Genomic DNA, 18,111 nt, shown 5'->3' with positions numbered 1-18,111 from the left:
ACGTTCAGGAAGTATTGCGAGTAAGCAAATGCCTTTGCGAATTGTTCTTTTGGCGCTTTGGGTCGCGACGCTGATCCCCGTCTTCATCCTCAGCTCGGCCCCGGTTTCGAACATGGCGCAGGGCATGTTGGGCATCGTCGCCGTTCTGATGGTGATGCTGCTCAAGCCTTTTACCTCGAATATCGTGGCGCGGACGGCCTTTGTCGCGGTCGCCAGCGTCGTGGTGCTGCGCTACTGGTTCTGGCGCGTCACCGCGACATTGCCCGAGCCGGGACTGAACGCCTCGTTCGTATTTGCCGTGCTGCTGCTGATCGTCGAGACCTATTCGATCCTCGTCTTTTTCCTTGGTGGCTTCATCACCGCCGATCCGCTGGAACGGGGACTGCCGCCCAAGGTCGAGCTGGACCAATTGCCCACGGTCGACATCCTTGTGCCGTCCTATAACGAGCCGACCGAGATGCTCAGCATCACGCTGTCGGCGGCCAAGAACATGGTCTACCCGGCCTCGCGTCGGCGGGTGGTTCTGTGCGATGATGGCGGGACGGATCAGCGCTGCAATTCCCCGGACCCGGAACTGGCAGCCCGCTCGCGCGCGCGCCGGGCCGAGTTGCAGGCGCTTTGCGCCGAGCTGGGCGTGATCTATTCCACCCGCGCCAGAAACGAACACGCGAAAGCCGGCAACATGAGTGCGGCGCTTGAGCGGCTGGACGGCGATCTGGTCGTGGTCTTTGACGCCGACCACGTGCCCTCGCGCGATTTTCTGGCCCGTACCGTCGGCTATTTCGCGCAGGACCCCAAGCTGTTCCTGGTGCAGACGCCGCACCATTTCATCAACCCCGATCCGATCCAGCGCAACCTTGGCCTGAAATCCCCGCCCGAGAACGAGATGTTCTATGGCATGATCCACCGCGGGCTGGATCGCTGGGGCGGCGCGTTCTTTTGCGGCTCGGCGGCGGTGCTTCGCCGCAAGGCATTGGACAGCGTTGGCGGCTTTGCCGGGGAAACCATCACCGAGGATGCCGAAACCGCGCTGGAAATCCATTCGCGCGGCTGGCGCAGCCTGTATATCGACCGCGCCATGATCGCGGGGCTTCAGCCCGAGACCTTCGTGTCCTTCATCCAGCAACGCGGCCGCTGGGCCTCGGGCATGGTCCAGATGCTGATGCTGAAGAACCCGCTGTTCCGGCCGGGCCTGAAGCCGCTGCAACGGCTGTGCTATATCAACTCGATGTCCTTCTGGTTCTTCCCGCTGATCCGGCTGGTCTATATCATCGCGCCGCTGACCTACCTGTTCTTCGGCGTCGAGATCGTCGTCACCACCTTCCAGGAAGCGATGGCCTATGTGCTCAGCTACATGGCTGTGGTCCTGATGGTGCAGAACGGGATATTCGCGCGCTACCGATGGCCGCTTATCTCGGAGATCTATGAGGTCGCGCAGGCCCCCTATCTGGCAACCTCGATCTTTCGGACCATCCTTCGCCCGCGCGCTGCCAAGTTCAACGTGACCGCCAAGGACGAGACGCTGGCCGAGAATTACATCTCGCCGATCTACAAGCCGTTGCTGGGACTGTTCGGCCTGACGCTGGCGGGCGTCATCGCGCTGGTCGTGCGCTGGATCGCCTTTCCCGGCGACCGCAGCGTGCTGTCCGTCGTCGGGGTCTGGGCGGTGATCAACCTGCTGCTGGTGTCGCTGTCGCTGCGCGCCGTATCGGAAAAGCAGCAACGCCGCGCCGCGCCGCGTGTCGCGATCGACGTGCCCGCCACGATCAGCTGGGCCAATTCGGGTCCGTTCCCGCTGAAGGCGACGGTGCTGGACGTGTCGACCAGCGGCGCCCAGTTGCGGGTGGACCAGCCGCCTTCCGGCAAGGACGCGCGCATGGTCCGCGTCGGGGATGAGATCAGTTTCCGCCCGCGCTTCGACAATGCCCCGCATCTTGAACAGAACGTGCGGGCGGTGGTCCTTGGCATCAAGAACGGCGCGAACAATGCCAATCTGCTGGGTGTCCGGTTCCTGCCCGACCAACCGATCGTCGTGCGCGAGGTGGTGGCCCAACTGATCTTCGGCAACAGCGAAACTTGGTTAATGCAGCGCGAGGCCAACCGCGAGGGCAAGGGGTTGCTGGCTGGGCTTGCCTATATCATCGGGCTGATGGTGACCTCGATCCCCAAGACGATTTCGGACTTCATGCGCGAACCGGCGCGGCGGCGCAGGAATGCCCGGATGCAGCATCAGGGCCAGAAGCCCGCGCATCTCATGGCTTTCGGCGCGGATTTCGACACGGACGAACATCGCAGCGAGGCCATGCCCCAACCCATCGACGCCTTCATCGGGATGGAGGGCAAACGATGACGCCGCGCGCCAGACTGTCCCCGGGTGGGGTCGCCTTGATGCTCAGCCTGCTTGCCTCGACCGCTTTCGCGCAAGCCGTGCCCGAAATCCAGATCGCGCCACCCGAGGCTGTCGAAACCGCCCCGGTGGAGCAGCCGGAATCGGTGCCGGTGCCGATCCCGGCACAGCGCGACGCCACCGCGCCCCTGAGCGAAGCGCCTGATCGCAAGCTGCTGCTGACGCTGCGACCGCCGCCCTCATTGCCGCATAGCGTCGTCATGGGCACCAGCCTGCCGGAACCGGGCGTGGTGCGGCTGACCGGCGAAACCGCGACCAGCGAGTTTGTCCTGTGGCTGCCCGATGGTGTGCCGCTGCCCCCTGAACTGGTGCTTAGCGTCCGGTCATCCATCAACGTTCTGGCCGATACCGCCGGAATGCAGGTCACGATCAACGGCGCTACTCCGGTCGAGCTGCCGCTGAACAAGTTCGACGGTTTCGGCACGTTGCGGGTTCCTGCGCCGGACCTCGTGCCCGGACCGAACCGGATAGCCCTGTCCTTGCGGCAGCCCCACCGGATCTTTTGCGGTCCGGATGCCAGCTTTGACGTCTGGACCGAGGTCGAGTTGACCCGCAGCGGCGCGGAATATCCGGTCGATGCGCTGGTGCCGAATGCCGACCTGTTTTCACTGGCCGTCGGCAACCAGATCAGCGCCGGGCGTCCCGTGAACCTGCTGGCCGATCCGGGGATCGAGCCTGCGGCCTTGCGCGGGCTGGCCACCGCATTGGGCGGGGCCATGCAGGGGCAAGGGCAGGTCAATATCCAGTCCTTCTATATGCCCACCGCGCGAAACAGCGCGACGGTCGCCTTGATCCCTTCGGATCGATCCCTTGTCAGCTATCGTCAGGATGCGAATGGCGCGCCGGTGCTGCAGGTCGAATCCGCCAATGGCACGCTGCCGGATCTGGGCGGGGTGCTTTTGCCCGACACCATGCCGCAGGCGGCACCCCCTCCGATGCTGACGCCGGGGCAGACCAGCAGTCTGGCCGATCTGGGCGGAACCGATCTGATCGGCAACACCCATTATTATCGCCACGATTTCCGCTTCCGCCTGCCTTCGGACTGGCTTCTGCTTGCCAATCAAAAGGCCCATCTGGACTTGCAATACGGCTTTGCCGACGACCTGCCGAAAGGCGCGATGCTGCTGGTCAAGGTCAATGACGAAACCATCCGGCTGCTGCCTTTGGATCGGAACGGTGGCCGGATCGTCGATCCCCTGACCATTCCCTTTGGCGCGCGTCTGCTTAATCCGGGGCAGAACACGCTGAGCTTCGAGATGATGGTGCCGGGCGATCCCGCTGACGCGGCCTGCGCGCCGCGCCGCACCGATATGCTGGTGGTGACCAAGGAAACCACGATCGAAGTGCCGAAATCGCCGGCGATGCAGCTTTCGGGCATCACCAGCCCGCTTTCCACGCTGACGCCTGTGGGTATCACCGTCGATCCGCAGGCGATTGACGCCAAGCCTCTGGATCTTTTCGCGACGCAACTGGCGGCGGGGCTGACGCCAAGCGACCAGCCGGATGATCAGGTCAGCCTGAGTCTGGTCGATATTGCCGGATTGCGGCCTTCGGATGCAGGTATCCCGACGCGGGTCCTGCAAGAGGCCCTGTTCCCGGTCGAGATCGCGCCCGTGGCCAAGGCCGCGCCTGTGCCCGCAGCGCCTCAGTTCCGGCTGAGCGAGGAAAGCGAGGCCGCGCCCGATGCCGAACCAACCGAGGCCAAGGAGAATGCCAAGGAGCCCGCGTGGTCCTTTGGCGGCTGGCTGTCGGGCATGCGGGAACGGGTCCGAAATTCGGCCTTCATGACCTCGGATCAAGATCTGGGCGATTGGCTGCAGGGCCGCAAGGGCGACGCGCTGCTGATGTCAGGCCATGCCGACCAGCCTGAAGCGCTGCGGCTGATCGTCGGACCGGATGCCCAGGCGAATGCCATTGGTCCCGCCCTGAACAAGCTGCGCACCGGATCGCTGGGCGAGGGCAAGGCGGTACTGCTGTCCAATGACGGAACCTATCAGGTCTGGGCCTCGGCGCAGCTTCCCCGCATGCGCGAGGCGGTCACGCCCCTGAACCTGCTGCCGGTTCTGGGCAATTACGCCTCGTGGTCGCCCTTCATCTTTACGCTCGGTCTGCTGGTGCTTGGCCTGATTTCGATCATTCCGGCGCTGCTGATCGTCGTTCTTTTCCGCAAGCGGAGACTGCGCTGATGGACCGCCGAGCCTTTCTTACCAGTGCGGTCGCATCGACATCCCTGCTGCTGGGCGGCAATCGCGCATGGGGGGACACGGCCACGGGCTATTTCGACCCCGAGCATCCGCTGCAGGAATCCTGGCGCATGTGGAAATCCCTGTGCCTTGATAATGCCGGGCGGGTCATCGACGGATTTCAGAACTCTGCCAGCCATTCCGAGGGGCAGGGCTATGGCCTGACGCTGGCCGCGATGTTCGACGACCGCGCCGCCTTTGACTCGATCATGGCATGGAGCGATGCCAATCTGGCGGTGCGCGACGACGCGCTGATGGCCTGGCGTTGGCAGCCCGATGCCGATCCCCCGATCCAGGACCGCAACAATGCGACGGATGGGGACCTGTTCTATGCCTGGGGGCTGATCCTTGCCGGCGCGCGTCAGGACCGCCCCGACCTGATCGCCCGCGCTGGCCAGATCGCGGCGGATATCGTCCGGCTTTGCTCGGCCCCACATCCTGACGGCAGCGGCAGGCCGATCATGCTGCCCGCCGCCATGGGTTTCCGCAGCCCCGAACAACTGGTCGTCAATCCATCCTATTACATGCCGCGCGCCATGCGGGAACTGGCCGCGGCGACTGGCATTGCCGGTCTGGCCACAATGGCCGCGACCGGCGAAGAGCTGATCGAAACGCTGGCACAGACCGGATTGGTGCCCGATTGGGTCGCGCTGACGCCGCAGGGGCCGACGACGCCCCCGGAAAACTTCTCAAGCAATTCCGGCTATGAGGCGATCCGCGTGCCGCTGATGGCGCTGTGGTCGGGCAATGCGCAGTCGCGGGCCGTCCGGAACTTTGCCGAGGCCACTTCGGCCGCGTGGAAGACCGACAGCCCGGCCGTGGTCTTTGACCCCATCACCCGCGAGGCGCTGGAACGCAGCAGCCATGCAGGTTATCGTGCGGTCGCGGCCCTCAGCAGTTGCGCGGCATCTGGCGGCGTCGGCTCGGTCATGCCGCGCTTTACGAGCGAACAACCCTACTACCCGGCGACCTTGCACCTGATGGCGCTGGTTGCCCAAGCCACCCAGTTTCCCCAATGCGTGCCCCTATGATCCGTTCGACCATCTTTGCAGCCATGATGCTGGCGGCTCTGCCCGCCTTCGCGCAGGACGCTCCGTCGCCTGACGAGTTCCTTGCCCTCAACATCTATCTGCAGCGCAATGAGACCGCTGCGGTCGAGGCCGAGCTGCGGCGCCTGCGGTTGAAATACCCACAATGGACGCCGCCCGCCGATCTGCGGCAATTGTCGAATTCGGCCCCCAGCGGCGAGATCGACACCTTCTACAAGCAAATTGCCGCCGGGCAGATCGAACAGGCGCGCGGGACCCTTGCCGCGATGCGTCGGGATTATCCGAACTGGACCCCGCCCGCCGACATGACCACGCAGCTTGAGACGGCTTCAGGTCAGCAGACGCTGGACTCGGCGCTGGATGGCGGGGATGTGGACGCGGCCCGTTCGGTTGCCGCGCGCACGCCCGGCCTGCTGCGCTGCGACCGGATCAACAACGCCTGGCGGATCGCCGACGGGCAACGCAGCGCGGGCCGCTCGGCCGAAGCACTTGCGACCTATCGCGCCATTCTGGGGGCCTGTGTCAATCCGGCCGATCTGACCGCAACCATCGAAAAGGCCGATGCGGTCAGCAGCAGCACCGAGTTGCGCGCCATGGTGGCGCAGGTCAGCGGACGTTTCCCCGCCGAGGCCGCGCGTTTTGATGAGCTTTTGCAGCGTCTTCTGGCTGGGCGGGGATCAGGAGCAGCCGCGCCGGCCGTCGCCCAGCCCCGGACCGAGCAACCCGCGCCGCGTCAGCAGGCCGCCACCCCGCGGGCGGAACCACAGCAGCAGGCGCAGCCGCAACGGCAGCAACAGACGCGCAGCCCGGATGCTGGTCGCGCCGAAGCTGTCGCGCCGCGCAGGTCGAATGAAAGCCCCGCCCAATGCGCCGCGAGAACCGCGAATGCCCGTGCGGCGGGAACGGTTCTGGAGCGTGCCTGGTGCGTCTACAACCTGAACCGCACCATGGATGCGATGGCCGATTTCCGCACGGCACTGTCGGGACGCCTGACCGCCAAGCAGCAACGCGAGGCGCAATATGGTCTGGCGCTGTCCTATCTGAAACTCGGCATGGCAGAAGAGGCTTCGCGGATCGCCGCCAAAACCGATTTCACCCGCCAGCAGCGCGTCGACGTCGAGCGGCAGATTCTGGACCAGCGCGGCGTGCAGGCCTATCGCGAACGCCGCTTCCGCGATGCGGTCCGCTATTTCGACGCGTTGGAGCAGGTCACTGGCGGCATCCGGCGCGATCTGGCCATCTTGCGGGCCTATGCCTATCTCAATGCCGGGCAGCGCCCCAAGGCGCATGCCGAATTCCTGCGCCTGAACAATGAATTGTCGACGACCGAGACCCGGAAAGGACTGGCCGCGGCGGCTTCGGAATAGGCCTTGTGCCTTCGGCATCCTCGGTTGCAGGGGCTGGGTCAGGATGTGTGACGGTCCGTCGGCAGGGTGTCGATGGGAATCTGGCAAAAGCCTGACAGGTCGCGTCAGGAAGCTGTCAGGACAGATGCGCTAGGAAGCTTACCAAGCTGAGTCTGTCCGGTTCGCGGGCAGTCAGGCCGATGGTAGGTTACATCTGTAGGAGCACAATCATGGCACGCATTACCGGGACCTCGGGCAACGACACGCGCAACGGGACTTCGCTGGCCGACATCATCCGTGGTCTTGATGGCGATGATCGCCTGTATGGCCGCAACGGTAACGATACGATCAATGGCGGAAACGGTCGGGATCGTCTGTTCGGCGAGGACGGCAACGACCGCCTTCTGGGCGGCTCGGGAAATGACACGCTGTTCGGCGGTGCAGGTGCAGATTCACTTGATGGTGGCACTGGCGCGGATGAGCTTGAGGGCGGCGCGGGCAATGACTCGCTTTATGGCGGTCTTGGCAATGACGATCTTGAGGGCGGCTCCGGTCATGACCTTCTGGTGGGGGGCGATGGCCATGATGAGCTTGACGGCGATTCCGGTAACGATTCCTTGCGCGGTGGCGCGGGCAATGACGATCTTGAGGGCGGGGCTGGCAGCGACAATCTGGCCGGTGGCTCAGGTCGCGATACCCTTGAAGGTGGGCGCGCGAACGATCGTCTGATCGGCGGTACGGGGGCTGACTACTTCGAGTTCGAACGTGGCGATGGGCGTGACGTGATCACCGATTTCGAAAATGGCGTAGACCGTCTTCACTTCGACGATTTCAGCACCTCGCAGGTTCGTTCGGCGATCAACTCGGCCGTGCAGAGCGGTGACGACGTGGTCATCAGATTGGATGGCGATACCAGCGTCCGGCTAAGCGATTTCCGCCTGAGCCAGTTGGATATGAAGGATTTCGTATTCGATCTGTGATCGCTAGGCGCATGACGCCTTATGGACCGGCGCGAAAGTGCCGGTCCTATTCGCAAAGAGGATGGCGTTCTTAGCGCGACCCGACGGCAAGGCTGGCGGCAAAGCCTGCGATGAAATCGGCCAAGGCGGTGCGGGACTTTTCGTCGGTCAGATTGCCATTGCCGTCGAACAACCCACCCGCGCGTGAGACCAGCAGCCGACCCTCGGCCCAGACCGAGCAGCGCAGCGTGCGCAGCACCGGCAGCCAGTGGTTCTGCGCCATGATCGTGCCGAACCCCCCGGGCGAGGCCCCGATCACCGCCACCGGCTTGGCGACGAAATGGCCCAGACCCTCGCCCCGCGACATCCAGTCGATGGCGTTCTTGAACACGCCGGGAATGCCGTTGTTGTATTCGGGCGTGACCAGCAGCAACCCATCCGCCGCCTTCAGCTGCTCCTGCAGGGTGACAACCGCAGGCGGCAGGCCGTGTTGGGCCTCAAGGTCGCCATCGTAAAGCGGGACCTCGCGGATGCTGCCGATCTCGATGGTTGTGCCCTCGGGGGCGGCTTCGGCAGCAGCGCGCAGCAAACCGGCATTGAACGATCCCCGACGCAGGCTGCCCGACAGGCCCAGAATGTTGGTCACGATGCGCTCCTTGTGCAGTTGGTCGGGCGGACGATGGCCAGCCAGAATGGCGAAGTCCATAGCCCTTGTTCGCGCGTCCCGTGTGCAGGCTTGTGGCAGGATCAATCCGTCCACTATAATGGCACGATGCAGCAGGATGACATGGATTACAGGATCGGCGCCCGTATCCGCGCCGAAAGGGAAGTTCGCGGCTGGTCGCTGACCGATCTTGCCGCGCGCGCAAGCGTCTCTCGCGCGATGATCCACAAGGTCGAGCGGGGCGACAGCAGCCCGACCGCAAACCTGCTGGGCAAGCTATCGGGGGCTTTCGGGCTGAGCATGTCTACCCTGCTGGCACGGGCCGAGGCGGCGGGCGGGTCGCTTTTGCGCAAGGACGATCAACCCATCTGGACCGACCCCGAGACGGGGTACCTCCGGCGGCAAGTCTCGCCCCGTTCGGACCTGCCGGTCGAACTGGTGCAGATCAGCCTTCCGGCCGGGCAGGAGGTGCCGATGCCTGCCTCGGCCTATACCTTCATTCGCCAGTTGATCTGGGTGCTAAAGGGCGATCTGGTCTTTGTCGAAGGCCCCCTGCGGCATGAACTGCATCAGGGGGATTGCCTGCAACTGGGGCCCCCCTCCGATTGCATTTTTCGCAATGAAGGCGACCGCGACTGCGTCTATGCGGTGACGATCCTGCGTGATGCCTGAAGTGGTTGCGTTGACAGAAAGTCTACAATAGTGGACATTATTGCAACTATAGTGGCGAGTGGGCTAAGATGGATATTCGTGACGCGGACGAGCATGACCTTGAAGGGATCATGGCGATCTACAATGACGCGGTTGAACATACGACGGCGATCTGGAACGATACCAAGGTCGATCTGAACAACCGGGCGAACTGGCTCGCCGATCGGCAGCGGGCGGGATATCCCGTGCTGGTCGCGGTGAATGACGGCGGGGATGTTCTTGGCTATGCCTCGTTTGGTGATTGGCGCGCCTTTGACGGCTATCGCCACACGGTTGAGCATTCGGTCTATGTGCGCGCCGATCAACGCGGTGCCGGTATCGGCAAGGCGCTGATGGTGGCTCTGATCCAGCGCGCGCAAAACATCGGCAAGCATGTGATGGTCGCGGGGATCGAGGCCGGGAATATCGGATCGATCCGCCTGCATGAGAAACTGGGCTTCGAGCAGGTCGGCCTGCTGCAAGAGGTCGGAATGAAGTTCGGCGGCTGGCTGGATCTGGCGTTCCTGCAGCTGAAGCTTGATCAGCGACAGGCTCCGTCGCCCGCCGCCTGAAATCAGGTCGCCGCCCGGCGATCCGTCCGGCTTTTCCAGGATGGTCTAAGCTCGCTGATCAGCACGCCCAGCACGATCAATGCGCCGCCGATCAAGGCATAGGGTCCCAGCCGCTCACCAGCAATGCGCCCGACGATGCCGGCCCAGACCGGCTCGCCGGCATAGATGACCGTGGCGCGCGTCGGGGATACGGTCTTTTGCGCCCAGTTCATGACCAGTTGGATCATGGCGCTGGCAGCGCCCAGGCCAATCACCGCGCCCACCCAGATCCATGAGAATTCCGGCCATTCGACCCCGGCAATCGGCATCGACAGGAAACAGAACAGCGCCACCGCCAGCAACTGGATCGCGGTGACCCGGCGGCTGTCGACATGGGGGGCGAAATAGCCGATCAGCATGATCTCCAGCGCGATGCCGATGGTGCCGCCAAGCGTGGCGATCTCTCCGGTGGACATGCGGAGATGGCCCGCGCTGCCGCCTGAAATCAGCAGCAGGCCGGCAAAGGCCAGACCGATACCGATCCAGCTGAACAATGCCGGGGCCTTGCGGAACAATGCCCATTGCAGCAGCGGAACCAGCGGGACGTAGAGCGCGGTCAGAAAGGCCGACATACTGCTTTCAACGGTTTGCAGGCCGTAAGATTGCAGCACGTAGCCGATGAACAGCGATGCTCCGATCGAAAGACCTGCCAGCAGCTCCAGCCGGGTGACCTGCCGAAGATGCCGCCCTGCAAGAATCGCCGCCAGTATCCCTGCGATCAGGAATCGCAGACCGACCAACAGCAGCGCGCCGGTATATTCGACGGCGATATGGACGATCAGAAAGGTCACTCCCCAGATCATCGTGACGCCGATCAGCGAGAGTTCGGGCAGGGGCAAGTTGCGAAGGCGAGGGATGTGCATCATAATGCGCATAGACCTATAGGCAATATAATGCACAATCAAGAACAGAATCCCGCCATCCTGCGCCATGTGGCCCAAAATCTTCGGCAGACGCGGATTGCGCGCGGTCTGAGCCAGGTGGCATTGGCCGAGGCCTCGGGGATCAGCCGCCGTCTGATCGTCGATGTCGAAGCGGGGCAGGCGAATGTCAGCCTGTCCAGCCTCGACAAGCTGGCCTCGGCGCTGGGGGTCGGCTTTGTCGAACTGGTGGCCGAGCCGGGGCGTCCGCGCACGCAGATCCGCGAAACCACTTGGCGGGGCGCGGATGGCAGTCTCGCACGGCTGCTGGGTGCCGCGCCCGCGCAGGCCGAGGCGCAGATCTGGGAATGGACCCTTGCGGCTGGCGATCACTATCAGGCCGAACCGGACCCTGCCGGATGGCACGAGATGATCTATGTGGTCGCGGGGACGCTGCGTCTTGTCATCGATGGGGTCGCGACATCCGTTCCGGCGGGCGAATTCACCATCTTTCCGTCATCGCAGCATTACAGCTATCACAATGACGGCCCCGATCTGCTGCGCTTTATCCGAAACGTCGTCAGCTGAGCTTGGCAATGCGATGCGGGCCGCATTTTGCAGCCGCGCTATCGGAATAATTTGCGATAGCGCGCGTTTTCCTCAATCCTTTGCGGACGGCTATTCGCAAGGATATGGGGATGAATACGCCCTGCCTGTTTCTCAGTCATTCCGGACTCGATACTGCCGCTGCCATCGCAATAAAGAAACGCCTGCTTGCCAGCCCCGAGGCCCAGCTGATCGGGCTGCGGATCTGGCTGGACAAGGACGATCTGACTGAGGGCAGACCATGGGTCGAGCAGATCGAGGAGGCGATGCAGGCGGCCAGCGCCTGTGCGGTGGTCGTCGGCTCGACCGGTGTGCGCAACTGGGTGCGGGCCGAAACCGATCTGGCCCTGTCGCGGGCGATCAGCGACCCGCGCTTTCGCGTCATCCCGGTGCTGCATGGCGGCGCCAATGCCGAAGGTCTTTCGCCCTTTGCCAGCCGCTTTCATGCGGTTCTGGACCCGCTAAGCGACCCTGCCGCGATGCAGCGCCTGTTGCGCGCGGCCCTTGGCCAGGATGCGGGCGATGCTGGCCTGCCAGCACTGACCGCGGACCCCTTTCCCGGTCTGCGGACCATGACCGAAGATTGGGCGGACCGCTTCTTTGGTCGCCGCAAGGAAACCGATGAGATCCTTGCGCTGCTTGCCGCGCATCCTACGGTCACCATCGTTGCGGATAGCGGTGCAGGCAAGTCGTCGCTGGCGCGGGCCGGGGTTGCCCATGCCTGGCGCGGCGGCGCATTGGCGGGTGACATGGCGCGCGATGGCGATCCCGAAATCTGGCATGTCGTCACCACCCGGCCGCTGCGCGATCCGATGGGCGAATTGCAGAACGCAATCGAAAGCGCCGCAAAGCTGGCCGGTCGCGACATGGCCGAAATTGTCAGCTTTCGCGCTGCGCTGGTGCAGGACCCCGCCTTTGCCTTGCGCTGCGGCCATGATCCCGCCCGCACTCGCACGCTTCTGATCATCGATCAGGCCGAAGAGCTGGTGACCCAAGCCGCTCCGGACGCAAGGGCCGCGTTCGGGCGGCTGGTCGCGCGGCTTTCGGAGAGTCTGGGCGACCGGCTGCGCATTCTGGTCACGCTGCGTTCGGATTATCTGAACCTCGTGGCGGGGATCGAGGGATTGGGCGGGTTGATCAGTCCGCCCGAGACGCAGTTTCGCCTGAAGCAGCCCGCCGACCTGTCCGAGATCGTCAAGGGACCGCTGCGGCTGGCCGGGCATGGCGATGAGGTCGAGCAGGACAAGCTTGTGGTCCGCCTGCGCAAGGATCTTTCCGATCGGCCGGGGGACCTCGCTTTGGCCCAGATGGCGCTGCATCTGACATGGCGCGACCGCGCGCGTCACGGCGGGCTGCTGGCGGCCTTTGCGGCCAATGGCGGGGCGCTTGGCGCGTTGGGACACGAAGGTGAGCGGATCGAAAAGCTGCTGCCACCGGCAGATGTCGACCGGCTGATGCCGATCTTTGTCCGGCTTATCCAGCTGAGCGAAAGTGCCTCGGGGGCGACGCGCCGGATCGCGGCGCTTGATGAATTCGACGAGGATGAGCGGAACCTGATCGACCGGCTGGCGGGATCGGATTTCGGCAGGCTTGTCCAGACCAGCGACAGCCATGTCGAGATCGCCCATGAAGCGCTGATCCGGCAATGGCCGAAACTGCATCAGACCATTCAGGACCAGCCCCGCGACATGCGGGTTCTGGGGCGGTTGATGGCGGATGCAGGGCATTGGATCGAAAACCGCCGTCGCCGCGGCTTTCTGGCGCGGCCATCGGACCTGCCGGATTACCGCATGCTGATGCAGAGCCATCCGGCATGGCCAAGCCCGTCCGAGCGCCAGTTCGTGACACTGAGCCGCAGGTGGCAGAACATCTGGCGCGGCCTGACCGCGGCGGGGGTCGTGGCCATTCTGGTCGCGCTGGTCGCCGTGGGCTACCTGCAGAACCGCACGCGCGAGAACCTGATCCGCGCTGAAGAGGCCGAGGTGAACGCGATTACGCTGCTTGCCCTGTCGCGCGCGGAAACCCGACCGATCGATGCCTTGAAGCTGGTTCTGGCGGCGTGGCCCGAGCAAGCGGGGAAACCGTTTCCGCCGCCTGCGACGGCTTATCAGGCGCTGTCGACCGCGATGAGCTTCACCCAACCCGGCTCGATCCTGCGCGGGCACGAGGGCGGGGTCTGGAGCGCGGTCTTTTCGCCCGATGGGGCCCGTGTCGCCAGCGGCGGTGCGGATGGCATGCTGCGGATCTGGGATGCCGGCTCGGGCGCGCCGCTGGCCGAGCCGCTGCGTGGCCATCAAAGCTGGATCACCAGCGTGGCCTTTTCCCCCGACGGCAAGCGCATTGTCACCGGCGGTTTCGACAGCACATTGCGGATGTGGGACGCTGCGACCGGGGCGCAGCTGGGCTTGCCGATGCGCGGCCATGCGGGCGGGGTCTGGAGCGTGGCCTTTGCCCCCAATGGCGCGCGCATCGCCAGTGGCAGCGCCGATGGTACGGTGCGGCTGTGGGACACGGCGATGGGCCTGCAGCAGGGGGCGCCCATGCGCGGGCATAAGGGGCTGGTCCTGAGCGTGGCCTTTGCCCCGGACGGTCTAAGTCTGGTCAGTGGTGGCGAGGACGGCACATTGCGCCGGTGGGATACGACCTCCGGCGCGCCACTGGGCGATGCGATCCAGGGGCGACAGGGCCGGGTCTGGACCGTCAGCTTTTCCCCCGATGGCGCCCGCATCGTCAGTGGCGGCGACGACGGCTCGTTGCGTTTGTGGGCTGCCGCGACGGGCGCGCCGCAGGGCGAGCCGATGCATGAGCATAGCGGGCAGGTCTACCGCGCGGCCTTTTCCGCCGATGGCACCCGCATCGTCAGTGGCAGCGAGGACGGGACGCTGAGGCTATGGGACGCGGCATCGGGTGCGCCACTGGGCGAACCTTTGCGCGGTCATCAGGGCGCGGTCTGGAGCGTCGCCTTTTCGCCCGATGGCAGCCGCATCCTTGGTGGCGGCGAGGACGGCTCGCTGCGAATATGGGATGCTACGGTCGGCATGCCGCAGGGCGCGCCGCTGCGCGGCCATGTGGACGAGGTCAACAGCATCGCCTTTTCTCCCGACGGCAGCCGCCTTGTCAGCGGCAGTGAGGACGGAACGCTGCGGCTTTGGGATGGGGCGACAGGCGCGGCATTGGGTGAACCGCTGCGCGGACATAATGACGTCGTCCGCAGCGTCGTCTTTTCACCCGATGGCACCCGCGTCCTGAGCGGCGGTGAGGACGGGACGTTGCGGCTATGGGACGCCAAGACCGGCACGCAACTGGGCGCGCCGATGCGCGGCAATGAGGGCGAGGTCTATGACGTGGCCTTTTCGCCCGATGGTTCCCGCATCGCCAGCGGCGGCACAGGCGACACGCTGCGGATATGGGACGTGGCGACCCGCAAGCCTTTGGGCGGGTCGATGCAGGGGGCGGACAGCATCGCCTTTGGAGTCGCTTTCTCGCCTGACGGCGCGCGTATCCTGAGCGGTAGCGAGGACGGGAACCTGCGGCTTTGGGATGCCACGACCGGTGCGCCGCAGGGTGAGCCGATCTTGGGGCATGATGACGTGGTGCGAAGCGTCGCCTATTCCCCCGACGGCAGCCGCATTGTCAGCGGCAGCGATGACGGCACGCTGCGGATCTGGGATGCGGCGACCGGCGCGCAGCGGGGCCAGCCCTTACGCGGACATCAGGGGGCGGTGCTGAGCGTCGCCTTTTCGCCCGACGGGCTTCGGCTGGTCAGCGGCGGCGATGACGGCACGTTGCGGCTTTGGGATGTGGCGACCGGTGCGCAATTGGGCGCGCCACTGCGGGGTCAGCAGGGCTGGGTGAACAGCGTGGCCTTTTCCCCCGATGGCGCGCGCATCGTGAGCGGTGGTGAGGATGGCTCCCTGCGGCTGTGGCGCAACCTGCCGCCCGGCAACATCCTGCAACTGGCCTGTCGCTATCTGCCGAATATCTCGGGCAAGCCCGATCCCGCGACCGATGGGTTGACCGATGAGATCAGGGTCGCCACCCATGCCTTGCCCGATGATTGCGACAGCTACGACCCGCCGCTGCCGCCATAAGCCGCCTTATCCGTGCCCCGTCAGCGCCTGTTCGACCTCAAGCACCCATGTAGCATCCTCACCCCGCGCCTGTCGGGCGTCGCGGATCATGCCAAGGTTCCTTGCGGTGGTCTGGGCCTTCCACGGCTCATCCAGCGCCGCCAGCGCATCGCCAAGATGACCCACCGCGCCGTCCGGGTCGCGGGCCAGCACCGCAAGCTCAAGCAGATTGGCGTGGTCCCAGTAATCAGGCTCTCCGGTTTCGATCTTGCGCGCTACGGCGAAGCGCACGACCGGCAGCAATCGCGCCTGTTCGGGGGCAAGGTTTTCGGCCTGCTCCATCAGCGACAGCGCGTTGATCCCCGGATAGGCATCGCGCCAATCCGTGCTGAAACCCTTGCGATAGGCGTCGATCGCCTTCATCAGCAGCCCCCGCGCCAGCACAGTCTGGCCGCCATCGCGCGCAGTCAGCCACCGGTCCTTGTAGACCCGCCCCAGCAGACCATAGGTCTCGGTCGAGGGGCCGCGGCGCTTGATCAGCTCCAGCAGGATGCGCTCGGCCTCTTCCCCGCGACCAAGCCGATTCAGCGCAAGGCCAAGCTGTTCTTGCACCAGTATCGTGCCCGACAGGTGCTTGGGCATGCGTTCGACAAGGCGAACCATGTCCTGATAGCCCTGCACGGCGCGATAGGACAGGTAGAGGTCGATCAGCACCCCGGCCTGCTCATCCTCAAGCGAACCAAGCGAGGTCTCGACCGCTCGCACCGCCTCGACGCTTTCCGCGTGGCGAGCGCTGGCCAGTCGGTCCTTGATCGACTCGGCATATTGGACCTGTTCGCGGAAGATGTCAGTCAGCGCGGGGTCGATCGCGGGATAGCCGTTGATCAGCTGATAGACGGGGCTGTCGACGGTACCGCCGCGCGCCGAACGCAGCCGATCGGCAAGCGCGTCACGGGTTGGTTCGACCTCGGCGGGTTTGCCTGCGGTCAGTTGGTAGGGCAGCGCACGCAGCAGCCCGACATCGAAGGGCAGTTGCGCGCCATTCGCGGCAAATATCAGGATGGTCGTGTGGGGCTTGGTGGCGTGGCGGACGCCCAGTTCGTAAAACACGTTGGCATTGGCGGCGGTCAGGTCGGCCACCGCGTATTCGCATAGCAGCAGCCGCTCGAACATCGGGGTATGGATCAGCCCGCCGGTCTGTTCGTCATCGGCGCGGATGGGTTCAAGACCCGCCGCGACAATGGCCGGCTTGATCAGCTCGGCATAGACCGCATCGAAATCGACGCTGCCGCCCCGGCCATCGGGCTTGGTCCCGAATGGCATCAGGACGAAGCAATATGGTTTGGTCATCGCGGCCTCCGTTCAAATGCCCGTCCAATCATTTTCAGGTCCACTGCTCCTGGTCGTCGGAGGGACGGTCGCGCTTTTCGCCTGATGGGGCGGACGGAATATCGAATTTAGGATCGAAATGCGCTTCATCGATCAGCGAGATCGCGGCCCGGCCAATTTTGATCAGGTCGGCCATGTTTTCGGGCTTGTCCATCTGCGCCACGGAATCCAGCTGATCCGGGGTATAGTCCAGATCCAGATGCCGCTTCAGCCAGGCGGGATCGAATTCGACATTATAGCGCAGATAGGTCAGCAGCGGATTGCCTCCGCCCAGAAAATCCTCGCGCAGATCGCCGATCTCGCTGTCGATCTCGCGGGCGGTGGGGCTGTCCGACAGCCATTGCAACAGCGTCTCGTTCAGGGCGGAAACATCATCCATCAGCGAGGACAGGCCGCGAACGCCCAGCTCGGCCGCGGTCATCTTCATGACCTTGTCCTGCGCCAGAACGGTCGTGCGCGATCCGGTGCCAAGCGAGACGATCAGGATATTGTCGTTGCCGATCGGCCAGTTCAGCCCGTGACGCTTCAGGGCGGCCAGCATCAGCAGTTGCAAGGCCGGGTTGTTATGCGGGCTGACCCCGCCATCGACAAAGGCGCCCTTGATCTCGGACGACACGCTGATGATTTCGGGCTCGAAATAAGTCGGGGCGGCGGCGCTGGCGCGGACCACCTCGCGCAGCAGGAAATCCTTGTTCGGGGTCGAGCCGCTGCCATGCAACTGATTGAAAAAGACGCCTTTCGGGCAGTTGTGGATGACCCATGGGCTGCCGGTGTCCAGACGCTTGACCACGATCGCCAGCCCGGTCTTCAACTCGGGCCCGCCCAGCTTGATATCCTTGAATTCCCGTTCCAGCCCCACCCGGATCGCATTGGCCGAGAATTTGGGGCGCAGCAGCCCCTTGCGGAACATCGACGACTTGAAGATGTCCAGACCGAATTCCTTGTAAAGCGTTTCGACCCGATCAATCGGCCAGCCAAGCGCCAAGGCCGAGGCGATGATCGCGCCGGTCGAGGTGCCGCCGATCAGGTCGAAGTAATCCGACAGCACCGCTTGCGGATTTCCGGTCCGCTGGCGGACCAGTTCCTCGATCCGGCGTAGCATTTGCAGCGTCAGGATGCCGCGAATGCCGCCGCCATCCAGCGCGAGTATCCTTTTGGGTCCGGGACCGAAAAGATGGCCGTTAAGTTCATGTGCCACAGCGGTATCCTTTTCTATC

Annotated in this window: 13 protein-coding genes; 9 read left to right on the top strand and 4 right to left on the bottom strand. The window is 64.5% G+C overall.

The features are described from left to right. The first annotated feature begins 28 nt into the window (after positions 1-28). From bcsA to IB235_RS25560, 5 genes are all read left to right on the top strand, one after another. On the top strand, positions 29-2,350 hold the full coding sequence (gene bcsA / locus IB235_RS12330) for a UDP-forming cellulose synthase catalytic subunit (RefSeq protein WP_155040958.1): 2,322 nt from the start codon (positions 29-31) through the stop codon (positions 2,348-2,350). Beyond that, on the top strand, positions 2,347-4,593 hold the full coding sequence (locus IB235_RS12325; RefSeq protein ID WP_192336984.1) for a cellulose biosynthesis cyclic di-GMP-binding regulatory protein BcsB: 2,247 nt from the start codon (positions 2,347-2,349) through the stop codon (positions 4,591-4,593). Before bcsA ends, IB235_RS12325 begins: the two co-directional genes overlap by 4 nt. Beyond that, positions 4,593-5,681: a glycosyl hydrolase family 8 gene (locus IB235_RS12320; protein ID WP_192336983.1), complete on the top strand. Its 1,089-nt coding sequence runs from the start codon at positions 4,593-4,595 to the stop codon at positions 5,679-5,681. The genes IB235_RS12325 and IB235_RS12320 overlap by 1 nt, the downstream gene beginning before the upstream one ends. Further along, positions 5,678-7,066, top strand: coding sequence for a hypothetical protein (locus IB235_RS12315; protein WP_192336982.1), 1,389 nt, complete (start codon positions 5,678-5,680; stop codon positions 7,064-7,066). Before IB235_RS12320 ends, IB235_RS12315 begins: the two co-directional genes overlap by 4 nt. A 209-nt stretch (positions 7,067-7,275) precedes the next feature. Continuing rightward, positions 7,276-8,025, top strand: a complete 750-nt coding sequence (locus IB235_RS25560; protein ID WP_192336981.1) for a calcium-binding protein — start codon at positions 7,276-7,278, stop codon at positions 8,023-8,025. A 70-nt stretch (positions 8,026-8,095) separates the two neighbouring features. Here IB235_RS25560 and IB235_RS12305 read toward each other — a convergent pair whose 3' ends face one another. Further along, on the bottom strand, positions 8,096-8,650 hold the full coding sequence (locus IB235_RS12305; RefSeq protein ID WP_192337025.1) for an NADPH-dependent FMN reductase: 555 nt from the start codon (positions 8,648-8,650) through the stop codon (positions 8,096-8,098). A gap of 141 nt (positions 8,651-8,791) precedes the next feature. Between IB235_RS12305 and IB235_RS12300 the strand changes: the two genes are divergently transcribed. Then, on the top strand, positions 8,792-9,340 hold the full coding sequence (locus IB235_RS12300; RefSeq protein WP_225612256.1) for an XRE family transcriptional regulator: 549 nt from the start codon (positions 8,792-8,794) through the stop codon (positions 9,338-9,340). A 68-nt stretch (positions 9,341-9,408) separates the two neighbouring features. Continuing rightward, a complete protein-coding gene (locus IB235_RS12295) occupies positions 9,409-9,930 on the top strand; it encodes a GNAT family N-acetyltransferase (protein ID WP_192336979.1) in 522 nt (173 codons plus the stop codon). 2 nt (positions 9,931-9,932) lie between these two features. Here the strand turns inward: IB235_RS12295 and IB235_RS12290 are convergent, their stop codons facing one another. Beyond that, a complete protein-coding gene (locus IB235_RS12290; protein ID WP_225612255.1) occupies positions 9,933-10,832 on the bottom strand; it encodes a DMT family transporter in 900 nt (299 codons plus the stop codon). A 30-nt stretch (positions 10,833-10,862) separates the two neighbouring features. Here IB235_RS12290 and IB235_RS12285 point away from each other — a divergent pair, with 30 nt between their 5' ends. Both IB235_RS12285 and IB235_RS12280 read left to right on the top strand, forming a co-directional pair. Continuing rightward, entirely contained in the window at positions 10,863-11,417 is a 555-nt protein-coding gene (locus tag IB235_RS12285) for an XRE family transcriptional regulator (protein ID WP_192336977.1), read from the top strand. Between the two features lie 110 nt (positions 11,418-11,527). Further along, positions 11,528-15,526 carry a TIR domain-containing protein gene (locus tag IB235_RS12280; RefSeq protein WP_192336976.1) on the top strand — a complete coding sequence of 1,333 codons (3,999 nt, stop codon included), beginning with the start codon at positions 11,528-11,530 and terminating at the stop codon, positions 15,524-15,526. 6 nt (positions 15,527-15,532) lie between these two features. Here IB235_RS12280 and IB235_RS12275 read toward each other — a convergent pair whose 3' ends face one another. Continuing rightward, positions 15,533-16,855: a TRAFs-binding domain-containing protein gene (locus IB235_RS12275; RefSeq protein WP_192336975.1), complete on the bottom strand. Its 1,323-nt coding sequence runs from the start codon at positions 16,853-16,855 to the stop codon at positions 15,533-15,535. 34 nt (positions 16,856-16,889) lie between these two features. Next, positions 16,890-18,092 carry a patatin-like phospholipase family protein gene (locus IB235_RS12270; RefSeq protein ID WP_370576884.1) on the bottom strand — a complete coding sequence of 401 codons (1,203 nt, stop codon included), beginning with the start codon at positions 18,090-18,092 and terminating at the stop codon, positions 16,890-16,892. Positions 18,093-18,111: the final 19 nt, after the last annotated feature.

It is taken from the genome of Paracoccus sp. PAR01 (assembly GCF_014851995.1).
Taxonomy (GTDB): domain Bacteria; phylum Pseudomonadota; class Alphaproteobacteria; order Rhodobacterales; family Rhodobacteraceae; genus Paracoccus; species Paracoccus litorisediminis.
This window is presented reverse-complemented; position numbering and strand designations above follow the sequence as displayed.